This window comes from Polaribacter sp. (genome assembly GCF_965656025.1).
GTDB lineage: Bacteria > Bacteroidota > Bacteroidia > Flavobacteriales > Flavobacteriaceae > Polaribacter.
This window is the reverse complement of record NZ_CBFHJT010000027.1, coordinates 17,006-19,410: the sequence shown is the minus strand read 5'-3', so window position 1 is coordinate 19,410 and position 2,405 is coordinate 17,006. Positions and strand designations below refer to the sequence as shown.

General features: G+C 34.1%; 1 protein-coding gene. It reads left to right on the top strand.

Annotated elements, in window-relative coordinates:
* Positions 1–2,405, top strand: a 2,405-nt coding sequence (locus tag ACTG3S_RS07005) for a GEVED domain-containing protein (protein WP_439128645.1), incomplete at both ends; no start/stop codon positions are given.

The window sequence follows — 2,405 nt, the reverse complement described above, 5'->3', positions numbered from 1 at the left end:
GTGGTGTCACAGGTAGAGGTGCACCCATTGGAGATCCTTATGATATCGATTTTGTTGCACATGAAATTGGGCATCAGTTTGGTGCAACACATACACAAAATAACAGTTGTAATAGAACAAGTCAAACAGCTGTAGAACCTGGTAGTGCATCGACATTAATGGGTTATGCAGGGATTTGTACACCTAATGTACAAGGACAAAGTGACGATTATTTTCATGCAGTAAGTATTGAGCAAATCGAAAACATTTTACAAACTTCGGCAAATTGTGCAACATTAACTGCAAACGGAAATAATACACCAGTAGCCAATGCAGGTTTAGATTATAGCATACCAAAATCGACTCCATTTGTTTTAAAAGGAGAAGCAACAGATGCAGATGGTATCAATACATTAACCTATAATTGGGAACAAATAGATAATGAAATTGGAATTATGCCACCTGAGTCATTTAATGCTGTTGGTCCTATGTTTAGATCTTTATTGCCAGTAGATACACCAGAAAGATATTTCCCGAAATTAGAAACTGTAATTTCGGGTAGTACTTCTACCACTTGGGAAGTAATACCTTCTGTAGCTAGAGAGCTTAATTTTTCTTTTTTAGTTAGAGATAACAATGCAACTGGAGGTGCATATTCAAGAGATGATGTAGCAATAACAGTTACAGATGCAGAAGCTTTTTTGGTAACATCACAAAACTCTAATACTTCTTGGAATGCTGGAAGCTCGCAAACCATTACTTGGAATAAAGGAACAACAGATGTAGCTCCAATTAACTGTGCCAATGTAACTATAAAATTATCAACAGATGGTGGTGTAACATTTCCTATCACTTTAAAAGAAAACACACCAAATGATGGCTCAGAAGCTATTGTTGTACCAAATAACGTAACTACGGAGGCTAGAATTATGGTGATGGCTTCAGATAATATTTTTTATAATGTAAACAGTACTAATTTCGAAATACTTTCTACAACACCAACATTTATACTGACCAATGAAAGCACCAATGTATCAGCTTGTAACTCTGGCAACCAAAGCTCAGACTTTACTATAAATATAGATTTTATAAACGGATTTACAGAAACTGTTACACTTTCTGCAACAGGTCAACCATCAGGTTCTGTAGTTAGTTTTAATCCAAACACATTGTCAGATGACGGTACAGTGGTTATGACAGTTTCTAATTTAGATGGCATAACTGCACAAGAATATACCATTAATGTTTTGGGTACATCTTCCACTATAAGTCAGAACTTAGATGTTTTTTTAAATGTTACAGCATCTAATTTAACACCAGTTACGCTAACCACACCAACAAATGGTGCAGTAGGTGTAGCATTAACACAAGATTTAATTTGGCAGGCAGACGCAAATGCTATTTCTTATGATGTAGAAGTTGCAAGTGATATCAACTTTAATAATATTGTTGCAAGTGGAAGTGTAACCACAAATGCATATACTCTAAATAACTTAAGTGGAGATGCAACTTATTTTTGGCGTGTAAAATCTCAAAATAATTGTAATGAGAGTAATTTTTCATCCATATTTAGTTTTACTACGGAAGTGCCAAGTTATTGTAGTTCTTTATTTACAGATGAAGCAGGAGGCTCAGAATATATTATCAACGTAACTTTTGCAGGTATAAATAATACTTCTGATAATGATGTAATAGATGGCTATCAAGATTTTACAAATATAAATACAGATGTATTTAAAAACACAGATTATAACATCAGCGTAACTTTTGATACAGGTGGTTTTCAAGACCACTGCTATGTTTTTATAGACTGGAATCAAGATTTTATTTTTGATAAAGACACAGAAAGGTACGATTTAGGCACAAAAATAGAAGACGTTGCAACAGTTTCTCGTTCTATAAGTGTACCTTCAGATGCAAAATTTGGTAAAACAAGAATGCGTGTAATTATAGAGTATGATGACCCTACAGACGGTTTTGGTGATGGGCCTTGTGATGCAGATCACTTAACAGAATGGGGAGAAACCGAAGACTATTCTATAACAGTTACAGAACCAGTTATAGACCCTAATAATATTTCTGTGCAAACATCATCTGAAAGTTGTGTAGACGAAAATGATGGAATAATATCTGTAAACGTAAATCAAACTGCCTTTAATTATAATGTTACTTTAACAGGTGCAAATACAAATGCTACAAGACAACTGTCAGGAACAACAGCATCATTTAATGATTTGCCACCAGGAACTTATGAAGTTTGTATAGAGACCGTAGAGTTAACTTATACACAATGCTTTGAGGTGGAAATTGTAGCATCTAACCCAATTAGTTTAAAAGCTGCTGCAAATAAGACTTCAAAAAAATATGAATTTAGCATAGATAGAGGTACAGCACCTTACAGTGTTTATTTAAATGATAAATTATTG